The sequence below is a fragment of the Bradyrhizobium sp. WSM4873 genome (genome assembly GCF_055811355.1).
Map to the genome: position 1 here is coordinate 1 of NZ_JBVVPS010000035.1, position 20657 is coordinate 20657.

The window sequence follows — 20657 nt, forward strand, 5'->3', positions numbered from 1 at the left end:
ATCGGGTGGCCGCTTTCGATCGGAATCGGTGGCCGCCTTCCGTCGGAATCGGTGGCCGCTTTGCCCCGGATTCCGCACCTGCCGGCACACGAGAGACACTGGTCCTAGCGACAGCATCGCCGCCAACGACACTGGCGTCGGCCCTTGCTTCGCGCCGAAACGGTCAGGGGTTGTGAGGCAATAATGTGGAGCTAACGCCTGAACGCCAGCGCTGTTTGTGATCCGCTGAGTCGCTGGTGCGCGAAGAACGCCTTGCTCCCTGCTTGGTCCGCAACACGTGAGTGTGGAGCCCCCTAGGTCCGCCGAAGGCGACCTCGTTGGCGGAGCGGAGTCGAATGGTGTAGTAGGCCTTCAAAGTGCTGCGCGACGAGTTATTGAATGACGATCGCATCTAAGCCAGTCCACAAGTGAGGAGAGTCCGCCCGCCGCTGCGATCTACCGCCTCATCCCCACGCCAAGCTCAGCTGATATTGATCGAGAAGCCTGCCTCGGCGACGTCGCGCACGCGCATCTGACCGTGCTCTTTCACGCACTCCTGCGTTAGATCTGGGCTCCTTGGAGCATTAGGTCATGTTGCTCGAACGCAGTTGGTCATCCGCCCAAGTACGATCAACCAGGCCTCCCCCGGATGCACATAAGCGACGAGCTTCAGCTAGAGATGGTACTCCACACGCGCAGCCCGTTTCACGCCTGGCCTTCATGAGCACGGGTCCATCACACGGGTGCGGACTTTGTCAGGACCGTAGACATTCCGCAGCTGCGATCCAGCCGAGCCGTTTACACCATAAATGCGGCAGCAATCACTGCGGCGGCGGCTTTACGACAAAAGTCGTCACGGCAAGCGCGGTTCAGGCGTGAGTTGCACGAAGCCGAACGAGCAGCTCAATTCAAAGGCGTTGGTCCTCGGCTTTTGCTCCACAACTCGGAGCACCGATATCCGTGTGCCCCCCAGCCCGATGCCATAGCCCCAAGTTGGCGTGATCGAGTTCAGCTATCAGACGCCCCGTTAGCTTGATCACCCCGGCGTCGACGGGACCAAATGTCGACTATGCTGCGCGAACCGAAGAAGCCCGACGCATCTGCCGGGTCCGAGATGCGTCGGGCTGAGTGGGAGACTGAGTGCGACAGTCTTCCTCCCAGAGCCGCGTCTGCAACTAGCATGCCGTGCCCGCACTGCTAGCCCAGCGTCTCAAACCAAATATCGGCTCTCTACCGCACAGTTTGCTGAGGCGTACAGAGATGCTCGGCCCACGGCTAGTTCCTCAAGGCCTAACCAGTTGAGCTTGTTGCCCTTCCAAAAACTCCCACCATCACCTTTCGTCTCAACCAAAAATGAGGCAGAAGAAGCGGACAACGGGCCGCCGGCTCATCAACAACAGATATCTAGATGTTTGATAGATTGCAACGCGTGACTGGAATAATGGCCCCGAGCTCGCGCACGACCGGGGCAAGCGATCGAGATCTGAGCTTAGATTTCGCGAAAGGTGCGCTCATTGTCTTGGTAATCGTTGGGCACCTGATCCAGTATGTCATCTATCGAGACGGCGGCTTTTGGTATTCGCCGTACTACAAAGCAATCTATATGTTTCACATGCCACTCTTTATGGCGATAAGCGGCTATCTTTCTTCTCGATCGTTGCTGCAGAAGTCGTTCACTCAGGCCGCCATCGCCCGTGCGACGCAGCTCTTACTGCCCATGCTGTTTTGGTGGGCGCTCATGGAGACAGCTAAGTCAGCGGCATTGTGGCGCGCGACCAGCCTAACTACCGGACTTTTGGAATTTGTAGACGATCTTGCCGGCACATACTGGTTCATCTGGGCCACGTTTGTTTCTTACCTTCTCATCAAGATACTCACCAGGCTGAGCCACCGATCGTTGGTCATATCTGGCTCAGCGATACTGATTGCACTCGTTCCTCTGACGTTCTCCATATCACCCTTGATCAGGTTCACTTACCCGTTCTTCTGCTTGGGATTCTTGTTTGCTCAATCGAACGAACGATGGACGACTACATCGCGATCTCACAAGCCGCTCTTGATTTTATTTCTCTCGGTCTTGACTTGCGTATGTTTTGTAGCCTGGGGCAAGGACACTTATGTCTACAATAATCTTGGACTAATTCACGATTTTCGGTCGGCCAAAGACGTGCTTCTGATGTTTGTTGGCGCTGCAGCTGCCTCAGCAATCGCCATCGGACTCTTGCTGCAATGCTGGCGCTTTAGCCACTCAACCCGAATCGCCCGCTTTATAGCTATGGAGTTGGGCCAGACCACGCTGCTGCTCTACCTTGTCCAGGGTACCGTGTTCCGTCTAATGGATTTCATACAGCTCGGAGAACGTTGGGATCTCACGACCCAGTTGATCATGGCGGGTCTGCTCGGGGCGGCAATTGTTGCGATCGCGCTAGTGGTCCGCTCGACTGTTCGCGGCGTTCCATATCTGTCTCAGCTCGTCCTTGGAATGCCACCGCGGTCAGGTCTCCCGCGAGCCAAACCCGCAATGAACTAGCTGTATGCATTTGATCGTCCGAGTACGGCAGGATGTTGCGATGGCATCGCCTTGTGCTGCCGCCGGAATAGCGTTCGAAGCCCGATCGGGCGGCGTCGGCGTCCACCGGCCGAGCCGGTCGGCATAGAGTAACGTAAGATGCGAGTAACCATCGTCCATTTCGGCACCTTATGGCAAGGCACTCTCAACTCGTTCCGGAAGCCGACGACAACTCAGACTCCCTAGTCTTGCGGAGCCGCGCGCGTCTTCAGGCCAGCGCATCGGCAGCGTCATAGACGCCCGCATATATTTCGTTTAGGTCTCCTGGTGTTACACAATATGGCGGCATCACATAGATCGTATTACTGCAGCAAGAGATTGCGCACTTTAAAGAAGGCGTGAAGCTTCGGGCCGACGCCTGCCAATGGCCGGTATCCTTCGTCTTCAGATCGAGTGCACTGTGACGGCGCCGCTACGGCGAACGTTTGCAAAGCGCCGATCGCCGCGGAATGGTTCAATTGCCTGCTCTTGCATGGTTGCGAGCGCAGCAATGCGTCTGACCTGTCTTTCCACAGTTCCAGGTTAGCCTTGGCGGCGGCACAGGCCAGCGGATTTGCCGTGGACGAACTCGAGTGAAGGATTGTGCGTACGGTCTTTCGAGTAATGAGCATCGAAAATCCCTGGCCAGCACAGTGTCACAGCGAGCGGCAGCGCCCCTCCCGTGAGGCCCTTGAATAGCACGCTCGATCTGGCACAACATTGGCCTGCTCACAGGCGAGATTGTTCCGGTGCGGCTCCAGCCCGTCATGACCTCATCGGCAATGAACAGGACGTCCGACGCCTCGCAGATCCGCTTCATCTCACTTAGCACCCAAGTTGGGTACCTCAGCATTCCGCCTGCCTCAACACCAGGCTCGACAATAAGGGCTGCGCGATTTTCGTGCCGACATGCTGATTCAAGCGCATCAAGCGTTGCCTGCTCACGACCGCTCGCAGGGAATGGCATTGAGGTCAGGTCGAACAGGAGCGGTCCGTACGCCGCGTTGAAGACACCGCGGGCACCAATCGACATCGCGCCGAACGTGTCGCCGCGATAGGAGTGCTTGACAACGATGCGTGTTCCCTGTTTGCCTCTATTGTGCCAATAGCCGAGTGCCATGTTCAAGGGCGACTTCAAGCGGCTGAGCCACTGTCCGAGTAGAACACATGGTCCAAGCCTTGGGTTATGAGTTTCAAAAGGAGCCGAGCGACCTCCTCGGCCGGATCATGCGCGTAGCCGGCGAAAATGACTCGCTTCAATTTGCCGGCCTATTCGTGAATCGCGCTCACGATCTGCGGATGGCAATGGCCGTGAGTGACGACCCCACCAGGATGCGACTGCATCTATGATTCGATGATCATCCGCAGTGTGGAGATAAGCACCGTCGCTACGCACAACCTTGGTCATCTCTTGTGAAGCGCATGCTGCGCGAATGGATGCCAGATGGGCCACCTGTTGTTTGGCTTCATGGCTGGAAGTCGCTGGAAATGAACGAGTCTTTGAAGACGACCGTAGGCTGTCTGCCGTCAGAGGAGAAATCCAGGGCAGCCGGCCTAACCAACGCACCCGCGCGATGTCACAAATTGCGCTTTCAGTTTCAGCATTTCTTTCCCCCGATAATGCGATCCCAAGAATGTCGATCTGGCGCTTTCGCAAGGCCTCAATCGGCAGCAGGGAGTGATTGATGGTCCCGAGTAGCGTGCGGGCGCGGAGCACGACGGGAAGCCGCCACCGCTCGAAGATGTCGATGTAGAGTGGGCTACGGTTCAGCGGCACCATCAGCCCGCCGGCGCCTTCGATGACGAGCGGTCGCTCCCCGGCCTGCGGCCCGATGAGCGAATCCGGGGTCGATGCGAATTCCGTCTATCTCGGCCGAATGATGCGGGGAAGCGGGTATTTTAAGGCGGTAACGCTCCGGAACGATCCGATCGGCCGGAAGACCCCTCAGCCGTGCAACCAGCTGGCTATCGGTCTCCCCTTCAAAACGATTCTCGCCAACGATATAGGGCAGGATCTGCGAATTCGAAGGACTTCTCTCGCTTCGCACAGCCATCTCCCGATGCAAGAACGCGACCAGCTTCGTCAACCATTCTTCGCTCCGGCTCCTCCTGCAGGATCAAGAGAGACTCCCGCACGGCCACCGCCATCAACAGCGACCGAGCGGTCGCGAAGATGAGCGGGCGACAGCGATTGATCGTGCGCAGCACGCCTGTGGCAGTGACAAGCGCGCCGGAAGCTCCCAGCGCCTTACCGCAGGTATGAACAACGAGGAGATTCTCGCGTCCTTCATAGGCCGCCGTGAGCCCTCGCCCTTGCTCGCCGTAAACGCCCGTTGCATGAGCTTCGTCGACAACCATGAACGCGTCGTGCAGGTGCGCGATCCCGAGCAGGTCTCCAAGCGGTGCGACTTCGCCATCCATGCTGTAGAGGCTCTCGACTACGATCCAGACCCGCCCGGCTCCTGCGGCCGGGCGCCAGTCGCAAATTGCCGCTTTCGATAGCCTGCGGATTGTTATGGGCACTGATTCGAAACGTTGCTCGGCCCGTTCGCGCTCCTTCATGAATACTGGAGTGAACCGGCGAATTCGAGCAGGTCGTCTTGTTGCGACAGCCTTGTCAGCACAGCAACATACCCGCAATGACGGAATTCATTCATCACTCGCTGAGCAACGATGGACGCCGCAAAACTCCCAACTGGCCGGACAGGGTCTTCCCGCGTTGGCTTGTGGGTTCAAACTTGCAGGATGGGATTTTCTCGATCAGCCGGCACAATGCGCGGCCTGAAGATGCTCGCATCCTCCTCGTCAAGTGACGCGTATGCAACAATACTTATCTTATCTGCGGGCATCGCCAGTCGCGCCGCCGCACCGTTTACGTCTACGGTGCCGGACCCTTGTGGCGCTTCTGTCACAAACGTTGCAAAGAGTGTTCCCGTCTCGAGGTTGTACAGTTCGACGCGAACGTTAATCGGATACCGGCCGCGTCCAGCAGCGCACGATCAATCGAGATCGAGCCTTCATAGTGCAGGTCGGATTCAGTGACCGAGGTGCAATGAATCGTTCCCTTCAATCAGGACAATCTGCATTTCTTTACCTACGCTGAGGCTTGCGCGCGCCACGCCCATTGTTCTGGATGACTTAAGCGGTCAGACATAATACCGAGCCGGGCTAGCACACTTGCATCCCGGTCAACTTGCGGATTTTTGGTCGTCAGCAACACATCGCCGACAAAGATGGAATTCGCACCAGCCAAGAAGCATAGGGCCTGGAGTTCATCAGTCATGTACTCACGCCCGGCGGCCAACCGTATGACGCTGTTGGGCATCATGATCCGCGCGGTCGCCACCAGGCGCACCAGTGCAATCGGATCGGGACGCTCCGCCGTGAACCTCACCGGCACGCCATTCACCTTGTTCCAGAGCTTGATCCGGATGCTTTCCGGATGGTTCGGAAGATTGGCGAGCAGTAGCAGCATGCCGAGACGGTCCTCGGCGTCGTCACCGATGCCAAAAATTCCGCCGCAGCAGATTTTGATGCCCGCCTGGCGCGCGGGCGTAAGAGTGTCGATTGGCTCTTGCAAGGTCCGGGTCGTGATGATGCTGCGGTAGAACTCAGGCGAGGTGTCCACGTTGTGATTGTAGAAATCGAGGCCGGCGTCGGCGAGCCGTGCGGCGTGCTTTGGCGTGAGCATGACGAGCATTACGCACGTCTCCATGCCAAAATCTTTAACGGCGGCAATCATATCGCAGACCTGATCGAGGTCGCGGTCCTTTGGATTGCGCCAGGCCGCGGCCACGCAGAAGCGGGTCGCCCCGGCGGCCTTGGCCCGTTGCGCGGCGGAGACCACGTCAGACCGATCCATCAAGCGAGCCGCCTTCAGTCCACTGGATGCAAGCAACACCCACATGCGCAGCTCCAGAAACGCACTCTTGCCCGGTAATGAAGGAGAAATATCGCCGAGTTGCGCGGGCCATCGCGCGCATATCAGGCTAATAGCCGGCCCGCCTTCCAGTATTTGATCGCAGCATCGAGGCACGCGCAACAACGCTGCCCGACGCGCCTCACCCAGGTCACTAGCCGATGCGTACGTAGTTGCGCCCCGTAGGTCTTTTACCGATGCGAGGATTTGGCCGCCCGCAATGTGTACCGGATCGACCGATCCGCTCTAATTCGTCACCTGGCCGATTCCTCGCTGGCGTTGTTATGCGCGTCATATTGCGCACAATAGACGAGCCGATTCTGCGGCGTGCCTTGCCGCTTTGAGAAGCGCAGCGGCCTTTGGTGCGCAGAGTGGTGCCCGCGGGCCCTTGGCGGGCCTGTGGCCGCCTAGGCTCCAGCGCCACTGCGCTCTCGATTGCGTGCCGCCGCTCGACTTGGCATCGATGCGGCCGGGTCCGTTAAGACATGGCACTCATCTGCGCAAACAGAATTGCCGCTTCAGACGGCCCCAGCCCGACGATGCCCACGAAGGCTGACGGAGGCATCGGAATGACCTGACGGGTCGGCCTCCAGAGATGCAGGCAATAGCGACTGTTGTTCACATACTGTGACTGAGGAGGATGCAGCTGCATCACGCATTCCTCCTGATGCCAAAACAGATCTTTGGCGAGACACATCTCCTCCCAATTTGGAGATCGCCGAGGCGTCGACACACAGAGACATGCTCCCATCCCGGACGAACGAAGCCGATGATCTTGAGCTGGCAGCCACAAGGCCCCTGCACGAAGAAGAGACCGGAAGGACCAGATCCGGGTGCGGTGGCGAACCGGCCATCGCGCACGCGTCCCGCTTCGAGCCTTTCTACAATTTGCTTCCTCACACCTCCTCCCTCTTTTGACCGATAGGGTCGAATCCGGCACCACTCGTGTTGTCCGACTCATACATTGACCGGCCGCCGCGCCGGCATGGGCAATCCCAACTACTGCGGACCATCTGCACCAAACTTAGTTGGAAGACGAACATCGGCTTTGTCCGGATCGTCCAGCGGAGAGTTTCTCCTGCAGTTTATCTTTCGACATCTGAATCTTTCCTTGGATTTTCGCGTCATTCGTGCCTTCGTTGCGAACTTGCCTCATGCAGACAATCGGCACAGACATCTACGATGGTTGTCGCGGCAAGCCGGGCCTGCAGGAGCTGCTGCCGCCCCTTCGCCTAAACAAGTCCGCAAGGTATGGCGTTGGTGCTTGATGCCAGAACCGACTGAAATGCCTTAGATCAACAATGGCGGCGGAGGCCATTTGGCGCGGCATGATCCGGGGAACCGGCTAGTTTGGCACCAAACAGACGTCATCGGCTTCAGCACATGATGCAAAGCGACGCCAATGTATCGCCAGCTCGTCAACGAGAGGCTTTGCTCTTGCGACGATCTGACGGTGGGCTTTCATCTCAGTCCTTTTCATGTCGAGCGGTTAGCCGGTTACCGCCTGAGACACCGCCAATGCGTCATCTATGTGGCCGGTCACAATGGATCCACGGCCAGGGAACGCGTGACGAAGTTTCGCAGTTCAGCCCTAGAGGGCCTCGAGCTCCAACACGGCGAGACTTCGGTGGCCGCAGTCACAGTTCGCTCCGGTAGCGATCAGAACTGCCCGTCAAGCTCGCTTCTTTGCCGCCCCTCCGCGAGGCGAGCCAGCTTGTCATATTCCTCAGCGACCTTGAGGAGCCTGCATCTAGATGTGTCGTCCTCGATCGACTCCGCTTTTAGTCGGGTCGCTTCCGCACGGCCTCGCCAATGTTTGGCGTCTGAGAATAGATTTTTCTGCTTCATGCAAAAGAGGATGCAATGTTTAGATCAAGAAAATGCGACACGGGCCCTACGTAAGATCCCGTAGGCTGGCTTTCACTAAAGCACCTCATTTGCCGTTAGCGCTGTCACTCGCTTGTTAATGTCCGACATGCGACAAGCCGCTGGGCGAAACGTAAGCGCGGCGAGTAAGCTTCACTGCAATCCCTCGGTTGAGAAGGCCGATTGGAAGGGCCACGCGGCATGATGGACGAGATTTGGCTTCACCGGCCGTTCACGCAGAATTCTGCGCGAAATGCGCGGCTCTCGACATAAATGGCTTGAATCGGACGCAGCGTCAGATTGTAGGGTCTTCTTGCGGGCGAGCGTCCACGATCGCCTGCCGATGGCTTGGGAGCGACGGCTTGCAGACGGAACGCACTTGGCCTGTGCAGCAGACATTACGGGGTGAGGGCGCCAGCGCTACCTGTCCGAACTCGAGTCAGCTTGCGTGAGCAATGTCGCGATCCGATTTCAGTTCGAGATCCTGGCCAGGGAAGGGTCGACAGATGACGCGCCCTGGACAAGCAGTCTCACTCGACCGGCTCCGCTTCGAGCAGCACGTTCGCGCGGAGCACTCAGAGCCACCAAATCGAACGATGGCCACACTCGATGAGCTTCTCGCAACAATCAGGCACGCTTGCCGTTGTCAGGACGTGCGCGCGTTCTCAGGTTCACTATTCGACGATTCCAAGCAACTCACGAGATCAAATCGCGCACGCTTCCTGCGAAAGGCCGCGACTGCGTTCAGGATCGCATTTGTTCCACGATTTGAGGAAGACATCCGCCTCAAGCTAGCATCGAAATACGCCACAGTATGTGATGCGCTCAGCCGGCAGTCTGGCGGTCAGGCAGGTACCGATCTTTCCAAAGCTCTGGCGGCTCAGCTCTCCCGCCTTAGTGATGCACTGATGGAACAAGTCGACTTCACATCACTTTCGCTCTTTGCGTGTTCATTTGGCCGCCATCCTGCGTCTTCCGACTGCCGCGATGGCATGATCAGAATTGCTGAAGTTTGCCGCGACAAGAGCGAGCCGCTCCAGGACCTAACCGGCCAGCACCTATCATTGCTGATAAGCGGCTTTAGCAAGTGGCCGGATCAACCGGCGGTTCGTGAAGCCGCTCTCAGGATCGCGACTGAGATTTCTTGCCGTACGCGTTCGGATGATCGCCTCGCAGCGCTCACCCCGCGGCATCTATCATTGCTCGTGAACGGCGCCGGAAAATGGCTAGGAGAGGAACGCTTTCACACGGCAGTTGTGATCGTCGCAGATGAGCTTGTGCGCCGAAGCGATCGACTCTCCGATTTTACCCAGGAACAGCTGGCGAATCTGATCAGCGTCTTTAGCAAGCGGCCGGAAGATTCGAGTTGTCGCAAGGCAGCGATCGCGATCAGCAACGAACTTCTCCGCCGCTCCGATCAGCTCTCCGATGTCAGTCAGCAGCGCCTGGCTAAGCTCGTAAACGGATTCAGCAGGTGGCCGGACGAGCTCGCGCCTCGGCAAGCCACCGCCAAGATTGCAGGAGAACTCGTTCGTCGCGGGCTTTCCGTCGATCACCATGAGTTGGCGAGTCTGGTAAACGGCTTCAGCAAATGGACGGCGGAGGTTGCCTGTCTCGCGGCGAGCGTCGCGATCGCGGATCAAGTCATCCGTCACGCTCGCGGTGCCGAGCGCCTCTCTTATTTTCGTTACCAGGAACTCGGGTTGCTGGTAAACGGTTTCAGCAAATGGCGGCAGGACCCGAGCTGCCGCCAAGCCACAATTGAAATTGCCGGTGAAGTGCTCGCCCGCTGTGACCGCGCCGACGGCGTCTCCTGCATTACTGAACAGGCACTGGCGAACCTCGTAAATGGGTTCAGCAAGTGGCCACAACAGCTGTCTCTTCGCGCCGCGACGGCTGCGCTCGCCCGGGAGGTCGTTTACCGCGCCCGACGGGCCGGTCAGCTCTGTGATTTTACGCAGCAAGGACTGGCTATTCTGTTGAACGGCTTCAGCAAATGGCCAACGGAAGTTCCGCTGCGCGAAGCTAAGACTGCGATCGCGCACGAGGTCCTTTCTCGGGCCTGCCGTTCCGACCGGCTTTCTCATTTTACGCGTCGAGCACTGGCGATCCTCGCCAACGGCTTCAGCAAATGGCGACAAGAGGAGATCTCTCGCCATGCGACGGTAGCCATCGCGCAGGAGATTCTTCGCCGCACTTTCCAGGTTTGTGATTTTAGCGAGCAGGAGCTTGCTCAGCTCATGCGTGCGTTCAGTCACTGGCCGAAAGAGGTCACCTGTCGCGAAGTCGCCGTCGTAATCTCCCAGGAGGTCCTGCGCCGCCTCACCGGGACTGCGCGTTTCACCGAGCAAGAGCTCGCATACTTGGCGAATGGGTTAGCCAAGTGGCCCGAAGTGGCGATCTGTCTTCGAGCCGCTGCGGCTATCGGCAATTGGACAGCGCTAGGTGACCGACGACGAACACCATGTCATGCGGCGTTTTGAAGCAAACGGAACACGGCTGCACACCGCTCGTAAGGCACGAAGGGCAACGCTGCTCCAAAGGACGATAACTCAATGCAGGATGACGCGAGCAAGCGGCGCGACCAACGGCACCACACTTTTAGGCGCGAGGTGATCGAGATAGGCGACGAGATGGGCTCGCAAGCTCGTTCAGCGGAGCGGATTTCTGGTCGTACTTTCAGCCATCAAAGGCAATGATCCACGCGTAGTGAGTAGCGAGGTTTTGACGGGCGGCACTATGTCGAATGGTGCATTGAACGGCCGCGGCAGATCTCTGCAGGTGCTCGGCGCTCTGCGTTCAACGGATTTTCCAGAAGAGCACGGAGGCGCGTCATCGCCGCCGCTCTCGGCAGAGATGCATCAAGTGTTCGCTCACGCCGCGGCCCTTTCGGGCGGATTGCTCCGGAGCCCGCGTACATCGTGTTTTTCAGGACGGCAACAGCGCCTCCAGAGTGCAGTGGCTTCTGCAGCTTTGGATGCCAAGCAGTCGTTCAACAGACGACCACGTAGCGCGAGCTCAAACCACAAGGAACTCTCTAATTATGCTCTGCCAGAAATGTCACGGAGATAACTGGTGCGAGATCGCAATGCACGACCCCTGGGCCGGCCGACCAGTGATCACCTGCAACATTTGCGGCGAGTATGCCGAGTACGACAGCCTCCAGCGCAAAACGGCTCACGCGATCATGGCAGCTACCTTGGCCTGTAGCGTGAGCATAGAGGACCAGCGCGATCCCCGGGTGGTTGCTGATAGGATCTTGGATGCACTGGAGAATGCCGGCTTAACAGTCGCTCGCGCCTCAAGATGAATGGGGAGGAGCGCCGATCGGCGCGTACGAGGCCCTGCTTGGCGATCCGAGAGCATGGGCTGCGCCGCTCGTTCCAACAGCCGTTTGATTGCCGTCAGACTTTCCGCCTTTTCCGTGGCCGCTCTGGAGTTGCACGCGCCCATAGCAACTGTTGGAGACCAGCCACGATTGTAGCAAACGCACCAATCCGGACTTAAACCGCGATGCCCTGAACGGGACCAGGGCTGAGCACCGCTTGGGCGCCGTCTTCCAACGCATGACGGCCCCCACATGGATCGAACCCGCAATCATCGCTGACCTGACGCGGCCTGCACCTGACGGCGCCTTTCGAGGTCCATCGTCCAAGTTGTCTGGAACGGCAAAGTCACTGCTCAGTGCCTTGACGGGAATTGCACTCATTGACCGGAATAACCGCTGCCGATGGACCTCGTTTCCCATTCTGCCTAGCGACGCCAGCCTCTAGAAATCCCGGGAAGCAGCCCCATCCAGACAGCGTAGCGGGAGAGCTCGGCCGGATAGACGAGGCGCCAATTCGCACAGATGCCACAGAGCATCCTCGCCATGGACGCTTGATTCGGCCGGCGAGCGCGCTCCTATTCCATGGACCTTACAAGAACTTCATTGACACGCGTGATCGCTCATTGCCACGACCAGCAGCCTCACTGCCGCGGCGTGGCTATGCCGGCACACTTGAGCAGACCCTGGCTGCGCAATTCCGCGGAGGACGAATAGCGAAGGCCAGCCGCTTTGGCGCAGCGCCTCCCGCCCTCCTCCCGTCGCGGCTGGCTCCTGGCGTGACATATTCCCGCGATAACCCCCGCAGGGGATTGAATCGTACGTAGCGTCAGATTGTAGAGTGCCCCTGCTAGTTGGCTCCAATCTTCAGTCGCCCTAGAATTCCTGTGGACAAAAGCGGAGCAAGCCGATCGCGTGTCATGAGAGGTGTTCTGCCAAAGCGGCTGAGGATCGCGCTGAGTGCGAAGGACGCTGTTCCTCTTCTGTCTACGCAAATCGCCAAGTCGCATGAGGTCACGATTGCCCAGATGTAAGAAGGACCAATCCAGCATTGGAGACTTCGAAATACGGTTGCGAGCGCCAAGTGCCAACGAGCCGCCGCGAGACTGATGCGCTATCCTGGAGCGGTGATGTGAGAAGACCCGATGGATCCAACACGGTGTTGCTCGTCGACCATTGTGAGGGCCAATGTCGGGCAATTGTTGGCTTCAAGAATGGCGATCCTGGAAGAGCGTATATGTGCGGGGAACCAATTGTGACGGGACTGCGCCAAAAGCCGTCATCATGGTGCGCTTATCACCATGTCCGAATGCACGTCATGCCATGGTCGGACGGACGCGCCCGTCCTTAAACGAAAAGCAGACTAGATGACAACGAGTAGTCCGGGACGAGCGCGCGGCATGGTAAGCGGCTGATTGCGGCAGCAAGAGAGCTGCCGCTAGCTCCGCGAGCTGGGCCTGCTCGAGATGCAGGCCTAACGATTGCCCCAGGGCCGAACGCCGATGCAGGCAACGAGCCCCTCAACACCCGACGAACGAGCATTGGAAGCCTCATGTGATCGCCTTGGAACGGAAATGATGTGGAAGTTTAGACACGCGAGCGATCGAAGATTGATCTCGGCGGCGTTCAAACCCGATAAGGCAGCGATCCATTTCGATGGCGCGCCTCTAAGCTCACGCCCCTTTTGGCGCATTCGAGCAGGCGGCGCGTGCTTAAACAGCCCGAGTCGGCTCCCTCCACGATCAGCTCATCCCGCGTGTTTCTGCCGTGGGACTGCAATATGCGCGCCTTCACCTATGCTTATCCGACCACCAACACGATCGTCCCGAGATTGATCGATGATACGGACTGCGCGACAGAGAACAACTTTCAAGGCTTTGTTTGCCGGGCTTGCTCGCAGTTGCACTGGATGAACAGCAAGACTCGAAATTTCTAGGCAAGGACAAGAAATGAGGGACACTCCTTGGCTCGACGCGCGAGCTGAGCATGGAGAGACTGCAGAACGCTTCTCGGCCGAACGGCCTGCTTACCTTTTGACTGCGCCGCAATTCATTGAGCGCACTCAAGCAATAGAGAAGCGCCTGACGAAGGCCGAACGAAATCTGCCGGACTACAAACTTTCGTATAGTCCTTCAAAACTCTTTCGAGGTGGGAGGTTTACCTCCGTACAGTTGAGCAATCGACGCAATACCTGTAGAGGTCCACACTTCGGCAGTTCGAGAGCGTGACGCTTCCGCATTTCGAAGAGCCAGCCGCGATTGACGTCGTCGATCGGGGACGACATTAGCCTGCGCAGAGGAATCATTTGTTAAGCCAAGAGAGCAAACGGCGGGTCGCTCTAATCACCGGCGTGACCGGCCAGGACGGCGCCTATCTTTCCGAACATCTGCTGTCGCTCGGCTATGTCGTGCACGGCATCAAGCGGCGCTCGTCCTCGTTCAACACCGCGCGCGTTGATCATCTCTACCAGGATCCGCATGTCGGCGACGTGCCGTTCCTGATGCACTACGGCGATATGACGGATTCGAGCAATCTGATCCGCCTGGTGCAGCAGATCCGGCCGACCGAGATCTACAATCTCGCCGCCCAGAGCCACGTCGCCGTCAGCTTCGAGAGCCCGGAATACACGGCCAATGCCGACGGCATCGGCGTACTCCGCCTGCTGGAAGCGATCCGCATCCTCGGCATAGAGAAGGAGACGCGGTTCTACCAGGCGTCGACTTCGGAGCTCTACGGCCTCGTCCAGGAGATCCCGCAGAAGGAGACCACGCCGTTCTATCCGCGCTCGCCTTACGGCGTCGCAAAGCTCTACGGCTACTGGATCACGGTGAATTACCGCGAAGCCTATGGCATGTTCGCGAGCAACGGTATCCTGTTCAATCACGAGAGCCCGATCCGCGGCGAGACGTTTGTGACCCGCAAGATCACGCGCGCTGTTGCCCGTATCGAGGTCGGGCTGGAGGAGACGCTCTATCTCGGCAATCTCGAAGCCAAGCGCGACTGGGGCCATGCGCGCGACTACGTCGAGGGCATGCACAAGATCCTGCAAGCCGACAAGCCCGACGATTTCGTGCTCGCCACCGGCGAGATGCACTCGGTGCGCGAGATGGTCGAGCTATCGTTCGCCCAGCTCGGTCGCCGCATCGCATGGCGCGGGACAGGCGTCGAGGAGACCGGCGTGGACGAGATGAGCGGCAAGACGGTGGTGAAGATCGATCCGACCTATTTCCGGCCCACCGAGGTCGATCTCCTCGTCGGGGACGCCAGCAAGGCGCACGAGGTGCTCGGCTGGAGGCCGAAGCGGAGCTTTGCAGAGCTCGTCGCGGAGATGATGGCGAGCGATCTGGCGCTAGCAAAACGGGACGCGACGAGTGGCAAACGCTCCGTTTGAGCTGACAGGCAAGAGTGTCTACGTAGCCGGCCATCGCGGCATGGTCGGCAGCGCGCTTGCGCGCCGGCTGGCGCGGGAGGACGTCAAGCTCGTCACCGTGGACCGGCGCGAGGTTGATCTGTGCAACCAGGCGGCGGTGTTCGACTGGTTCGCAAGAACGCGGCCGCAGGTGATCTTCCTCGCCGCGGCAAAGGTCGGCGGCATCGCCGCCAACAACACACTGCGTGCAGAATTCATCTACGAGAACATTGCGATCGCGGCTAACGTGATCCAGGCCGCGCACCAGAACGGCGCCGAGAAGCTAATGTTTCTGGGCTCGTCCTGCATCTATCCGAAACTGGCGCCGCAGCCGTTGCGAGAAGATGCGGTCCTGACGGGCCCGCTGGAACCAACCAACGAGCCCTATGCAATTGCAAAAATCGCCGGGATCAAGATGGTGGAGGCCTATCGCAGCCAGTATGGCAGCGACTTCATCAGCGTAATGCCGACCAATCTCTACGGCCCCGGCGACAATTATCATCCCGAACTGAGCCATGTCGTCGCGGCGCTGATCCGGCGCTTCCACGAGGCGAAGGTCGCGGGTGCCAAGAGCGTTGCCGTGTGGGGCACCGGCACGCCACGGCGCGAATTCCTCTATGTCGACGACATGGCAGACGCCTGCGTGTACCTGATGAAGACCTATTCGGGAGCAGAGCTGATCAACATCGGCACGGGCGAGGACGTCACCATCGCCGAGTTCGCGCGCGTCGTCGCAGAGATCGTCGGCTACAGCGGCGAGATCGCCTTCGACACCTCGCGCCCCGACGGTACGCCGCGCAAGCTGCTCGACGTCAGCCGCCTCGCAAAGCTCGGCTGGCGCGCGAGGACATGGCTTACAGATGGAATGCGGCAGACCTATCAGGACTTCTTAGCGGTATCGGCCAAATCGGACAAAGGAGAGAATCATGCAGCTGTTAATTGCTGACGGGGCTCATTGTCCGATTCCCAGAAAGTTGCTTCGGATCGTCTGGCGACTTCGATTGGGTTTCCGGTGTTGCTTTGAGCTCGTGCACGCCGAGTGATGCGTGCGCGATGGAAGGCCGGCACGACTACACCGGTTGATAAATAGCGAGCGAATTGGTCAGGCGCGTCTTGCGAGACGCTCTGTTTTGAAGTTGAGGTAAACTGGTTACCATGTGCGGAATTGTAGGCATCTTGGGGCGCGGTCCGGTCGCGGATCGCCTCATCGATTCACTTAAACGACTGGAATATCGCGGCTACGACTCAGCTGGCATCGGAACGCTCAAAGGAAATCACATCGAGCTTCGACGCGCCGAGGGAAAGCTGAAAAACCTTGAGACACGTGTTCGCTGCCATCCGCTTTCAGGCCATGTCGGGATTGGGCACACGCGCTGGGCTACTCATGGCAAGCCAACCGAACACAACGCTCATCCGCATGCAACGGACAATGTTGCGGTCGTCCATAACGGCATAATCGAGAATTTCCGGGAGCTGCGCGCGGAGCTGAAACAGCATGGCGCCTGTTTCGCCTCTGAAACAGACACGGAGGTGGTGGCACATCTCATCGAATCTTATCTGAAGAATGGCTGCTCGCCGCAGGAGGCAGTAAAAGCGTCGCTGCCGCGGCTAGTGGGCGCGTTTGCGCTTGCAATCCTGTTCAAGGGCCAACACGACCTCATGATCGGTGCGCGCAAGGGCTCACCACTGGCGATCGGGCATGGCGAAGGCGAAATGTATCTCGGATCGGATGCTATCGCGCTCGCGCCCCTTACCGACTTGATCACCTACCTTGAGGATGGCGATTGGGCTGTGCTCAACCGCAACTTCAGCGTGGTCTACGACGCACAAGGCACAGTCGTCCGCCGGGATCTGGTGAACTCTGGCGCGTCGTCGGCTCTCGTCGAGAAAGCGAACTACCGCCACTTCATGGCGAAGGAAATCCACGAACAGCCGGAGGTGATCGGGCATACGCTTGCGCATTACGTCGATATTGCCAGCGAGAGCGTGGCACTGCCGCAGGAGCTTCCGTTCGACTTCAATGAGATCGGACATATCTCGGTCACGGCTTGCGGTACGGCCGGCTACGCCGGCCACATCGCCAAATACTGGTTCGAGCGGCTGGCTCGTATTCCGGTCGAGCTCGATGTCGCCTCCGAATTTCGGTATCGTGAGGCACCGATGCGCCAAGGAGATCTTGCGATCTTCATCTCGCAGTCCGGCGAGACCGCCGATACGCTGGCCGCGCTCCGCTACGCCAAATCGCAAGGTCTGCATACCCTCTCGATCGTGAACGTACTGAGTTCGACCATTGCGCGCGAAAGCGGGACAGTGTTGCCGACATTCGCGGGGCCCGAAATCGGCGTTGCCTCGACCAAGGCGTTCACATGCCAGCTCGTCGTCCTGGCGGCGCTTGCGGTCGCCGCGGGCAATGCGCGCGGTGAATTGTCGGAGGGCGACAGCATCGATCTGGTACGCGAGCTGATCGAAATTCCTCGGCTCGTTTCAGCGGCGCTGGCCAACGAGCCGCAGATCGAGAAGCTCGCACGCGACATCACCAAATCGCGTGACGTGCTATATCTTGGTCGCGGCACCTCGTTTCCACTGGCCATGGAAGGGGCACTGAAGCTGAAGGAGATATCCTATATTCACGCCGAGGGCTATGCGGCCGGGGAGCTCAAGCACGGCCCGATCGCCTTGGTCGACGAGAGTGTTCCCGTAATCGTCATCGCTCCTTCCGACCGGGTGTTCGAAAAGACCATCTCGAACATGCAGGAGGTCGCTGCACGCGGTGGCAAGATTATCTTGATAACCGACGCTAGGGGAGCCGCAGACGTGTCCATGGATTCACTCGCGACCATTGTGCTGCCGGAGATGGGTGCGACATTCACCTCGATTGTCTATGCGATTCCGGTGCAGCTCCTGGCCTACCACACGGCCCTCCTCATAGGCACGGACGTCGACCAACCCCGAAATCTCGCGAAATCGGTAACCGTCGAATAAGGCAAAGTGATGCGACCTCAGTTGTCGTGGTCAGATTCCGAATGCGCGAGCCGCGGTCAGATCGTATCACGATGTGCCGCCCAGCTCCAGGCCCCGATGCCACCGCGAGGCTTGTGCCTTTACGGAGACGCCGGGTTTGGACCACATAGGAACCGGAGCGCCCCTCGAAGTACGAGGCGCGCCTCGCTCGAAGGACAACGTGGCTGTTTCCAAGCATGGCCGTCGGCGCCGCGCTTGATCGCCAGCGCGCTCACAAAATCCTTTCCGGCGAACCACGGGTTAACTTTGAGCATATCGACATCGCTGGAGATCGGGTGAGATAATAGCGCGGTTCGGCCCCAATCGCAGGCTCGCGAGCTGTTCTAGCACGACATCTCACGGAGCTCCTCGCTGCGGCTCGTATGCCACCGATCTCGTCCTTCCCCTTTCACTGCATATCGGTACGCTTGATGAGAACTTCGGCCACCCCACAGACAACAGCCTTGTCGCCAACCTTGGCGCCGAGAATTGCCCCAGGGTTCAGTAGCTTGAGAGCCACTCCTGCTGCACGAGCGGAATGACGAGCGAAAATTGTGAGGGTTGCGGCAATTGCCGAAAATATGCCGGAAACGTCAGGCGCTTACGGCTTGGTCGATAGTGCCCTGATGGCCGATTCGCGGCCATGAAACTGCACGCGGCTGCGGTGAGATTTTCTCCGGAAGCGGCCATTTCAAAATCGAGAGGAAACTCGCCATGTCACCAGCGCCCATTGCGCACGCCTCAAATGCCAAATCGCGCATTGGCGCCATCTTACGTGCCACGAGCGGCAACTTCCTCGAGCAGTTCGATTTCTTCTTGTTCGGGTTCTACGCCAGTGCGATCGGAAACGCGTTCTTTCCATCAGGAAGCGAAACCGCTTCACTGCTTAACACCTTCGGTGTGTTCTGGCTGGGTGCCTTGATGCGACCTGTTGGTGCGATCGTGCTTGGAGCCTATATTGACCAGATTGGCCGTCGGCAAGGCCTGATCATCACGCTTTCGATCATGGCCATTGGCACCATCATCATCGCCTTTTGTCCGGGCTACGCGACGATCGGCATTGCCGCACCTGCGATCGTGCTGTTCGGACGGCTGTTGCAGGGCTTTTCTGCCGGCGTTGAGGTTGGTGGTGTTTCCGTTTACCTCTCCGAGATTGCCACTCCGGGCAACCGCGGCTTTTACACATCTTTCCAGTCCTCGAGCCAGCAGGTTGCGATCTTTGTCGCGGCTCTTATAGGATATTTTTTGAGCGAAGCACTTCCGGCCGAAATGGTTGCCGCTTGGGGCTGGCGGATCCCGTTCTTCCTTGGCTGCTTGATCGTACCGCTTATCTTCTTCCTGCGCCGGACGCTGGAGGAAACTCCGGAGTTTCTGGTCATGAAGAACCACCCAACGGCCCGCGAGGTCTTTGCCTCCACACTTGCGAACTGGCGCATCGTCATTCTCGGCATGATGATCGCGATGCTGACGACCACGACATTCTATTTCGTGACGGTGTACACGCCTACGTTCGGCAGGCACGTATTGCAGTTGTCCACGCAGAACACGCTCTTGGTGACGCTTTTGGTCGCGGTGACGAACTTCATGTGGAACCCAATTGGCGGCGCGATTTCCGACAGAATCGGCCGGAAACCGGTCCTGCTGGCCATTGCCGGCCTAGCCTTGGTGACTGCATATCCAGCGTTGTCTTGGCTTGTAACGGACCCAAGCTTTGGCAAGATGCTGATCGTGGAGATGATGTTCTCGTTTTACTTTGGCACCTATAGCGGCGCCATGTTGGGCGCTCTGGTCGAAATCGTGCCGAAGCACATTCGCACAACTTGCTTTTCTTTGGCGTTCGCACTCGCCGCGGCTCTGTTTGGCACCTTTACGCCGCTTGCATCGACTTGGCTGATCGACCGGACAGATGACAAGGCGTCGCCCGGTTTCTGGTTGATGTTTGCGGCTTTGCTCGGCATTATCGCCGCGCTCACGATTTATCCAGGAAACACCAAGAGAGTTGCGAAAGCCGTTGCGACCCCAGCGGCCTAACTTGGCGGTAAGCGCGCAATTTACCACGCGTTAGCACGCGCGCCCGCGGGACGTTGGGGGCCGAAGGCTGAACTGAAGTTGGTGCGCGACTATCCCTGCGGTGATTTTCACGATGCTGCGCGGCCGTTCTGCCGATCACGGTTCTTCCTATGTGATCTGGGGCAGTATAGGGACGAGCTGGCGGTGATGTTGACCGGGAAAGGCTTAGCTTATCAGCCAACCTCGATTCCGTCCGGTGGTCGGACGGTGCGCTGCCCGCACTTGCAGTTGCGTGAAACACGGCGGATTTCGCGCGAGGACTGGGATCCCTCGCGCGAGCTCCACGCTCTGATATTCTGTGCGGCCGCCACAAAACTCGAAGGCGCACATCCTCGGGCTGCGTGAATTCCCCAGCGGACTGGTCGTCTCGCAGGTAGCGACAAACGTTAGCGTAGCGGGCCGTCTTGTATCCTGGTCCGATACCGACCTCTCGGCGCTCGGGTACGCAGGTTGAAGGCTCACCTTCTTGTCGCATCTGGCGGGGAGTGGTCGAGAAGTTTGGTCGTGCCTGTACAACGAGCGATGGGCCAATGCGTAACCA

The 20657-nt window shown here is 58.7% G+C and carries 9 protein-coding genes and 3 pseudogenes; 6 read left to right on the plus strand and 6 right to left on the minus strand.

Annotated features, from left to right (window positions below):
• The first annotated feature begins 1387 nt into the window (after nucleotides 1-1387).
• Entirely contained in the window at nucleotides 1388-2509 is a 1122-nt protein-coding gene (gene nolL / locus AC0L21_RS31700) for a nodulation factor fucose acetyltransferase NolL (protein ID WP_473265640.1), read from the plus strand.
• A 247-nt stretch (nucleotides 2510-2756) separates the two neighbouring features.
• Here nolL and AC0L21_RS31705 read toward each other — a convergent pair.
• The 6 genes and pseudogenes from AC0L21_RS31705 to AC0L21_RS31730 form a co-directional block, all read right to left on the minus strand.
• Nucleotides 2757-3997, minus strand: a pseudogene (locus tag AC0L21_RS31705) (aminotransferase class III-fold pyridoxal phosphate-dependent enzyme).
• A pseudogene (gene bioD, locus AC0L21_RS31710) lies at nucleotides 3994-4509 on the minus strand (ATP-dependent dethiobiotin synthetase BioD); the annotation flags it as partial. The pseudogenes bioD and AC0L21_RS31705, both read right to left, overlap by 4 nt.
• The gene (locus tag AC0L21_RS31715; protein ID WP_473265641.1) at nucleotides 4508-5089 is read right to left on the minus strand and encodes an aminotransferase class I/II-fold pyridoxal phosphate-dependent enzyme; all 582 of its coding nucleotides are present in this window, start codon (nucleotides 5087-5089) and stop codon (nucleotides 4508-4510) included. The gene AC0L21_RS31715 and the pseudogene bioD, both read right to left, overlap by 2 nt.
• 170 nt (nucleotides 5090-5259) lie before the next feature.
• Nucleotides 5260-5597, minus strand: a pseudogene (locus AC0L21_RS31720) (aspartate 1-decarboxylase).
• A 24-nt stretch (nucleotides 5598-5621) separates the two neighbouring features.
• On the minus strand, nucleotides 5622-6434 hold the full coding sequence (gene bioB, locus AC0L21_RS31725) for a biotin synthase BioB (protein ID WP_473265642.1): 813 nt from the start codon (nucleotides 6432-6434) through the stop codon (nucleotides 5622-5624).
• A 490-nt stretch (nucleotides 6435-6924) separates the two neighbouring features.
• Nucleotides 6925-7407, minus strand: a complete 483-nt coding sequence (locus tag AC0L21_RS31730) for a DUF7694 domain-containing protein (protein WP_473265643.1) — start codon at nucleotides 7405-7407, stop codon at nucleotides 6925-6927.
• A 1501-nt stretch (nucleotides 7408-8908) separates the two neighbouring features.
• On the opposite strand from AC0L21_RS31730, the gene AC0L21_RS31735 reads away from it, so the two are divergent.
• From AC0L21_RS31735 to tcuC, 5 genes are all read left to right on the plus strand, one after another.
• Nucleotides 8909-10795 (plus strand): hypothetical protein, encoded by a 1887-nt coding sequence (locus AC0L21_RS31735; protein WP_473265644.1) that lies wholly within the window; start codon nucleotides 8909-8911, stop codon nucleotides 10793-10795.
• Between the two features lie 3147 nt (nucleotides 10796-13942).
• Complete coding sequence (gene gmd / locus AC0L21_RS31740; RefSeq protein WP_473265645.1) at nucleotides 13943-15028, plus strand: GDP-mannose 4,6-dehydratase; 1086 nt, start codon at nucleotides 13943-13945, stop codon at nucleotides 15026-15028.
• Nucleotides 15009-15992: a GDP-L-fucose synthase gene (gene fcl, locus AC0L21_RS31745; RefSeq protein ID WP_473265646.1), complete on the plus strand. Its 984-nt coding sequence runs from the start codon at nucleotides 15009-15011 to the stop codon at nucleotides 15990-15992. The genes gmd and fcl overlap by 20 nt, the downstream gene beginning before the upstream one ends.
• A 209-nt stretch (nucleotides 15993-16201) precedes the next feature.
• Nucleotides 16202-18028: a glutamine--fructose-6-phosphate transaminase (isomerizing) gene (gene glmS / locus AC0L21_RS31750; protein WP_473265647.1), complete on the plus strand. Its 1827-nt coding sequence runs from the start codon at nucleotides 16202-16204 to the stop codon at nucleotides 18026-18028.
• Between the two features lie 732 nt (nucleotides 18029-18760).
• Nucleotides 18761-20077 carry a tricarballylate/proton symporter TcuC gene (tcuC, locus tag AC0L21_RS31755; RefSeq protein ID WP_473265648.1) on the plus strand — a complete coding sequence of 439 codons (1317 nt, stop codon included), beginning with the start codon at nucleotides 18761-18763 and terminating at the stop codon, nucleotides 20075-20077.
• Nucleotides 20078-20657 lie beyond the last annotated feature (580 nt).